Source organism: Curtobacterium sp. MCBA15_016, from assembly GCF_001865105.1.
Lineage (GTDB): Bacteria > Actinomycetota > Actinomycetes > Actinomycetales > Microbacteriaceae > Curtobacterium.
The window spans coordinates 41,173-41,453 of the sequence record NZ_MJGR01000011.1; the positions used below are offsets into that span (position 1 = coordinate 41,173).

At 67.3% G+C, this 281-nt stretch carries 1 protein-coding gene; it reads left to right on the forward strand.

From position 1 onward, the window contains the following. Positions 1-205: alpha/beta fold hydrolase (locus BIV03_RS05150; RefSeq protein WP_368086571.1), on the forward strand; the 205-nt coding region annotated here is incomplete at its 5' end. Positions 206-281 lie beyond the last annotated feature (76 nt).

Consider the following 281-nt stretch of genomic DNA (forward strand, 5'->3'; position numbering starts at 1 on the left):
GCAGCTCGAGCGTCGGGTCGAGGTGCCGTCCGGGTTCTCGATCTTCCCGCGGGACCTCGTGCGGGCGCCGAAGGAGTGGCTCGAGCGGACGACGAACCTCGTGTACCACCACGAACTCGACCGGGGCGGGCACTTCGCGGCGTTCGAGCAGCCGGGGCTGTTCGTCGACGAGCTCCGGGCCTTCCTGGAGCCGTTCCGCCGCTAGAGTGGGTGGGCCAGCCTCTGTAGCTCAATGGAAGAGCAGTTCCGTCCTAAGGAAACGGTTGGGGGTTCGAGTCCCT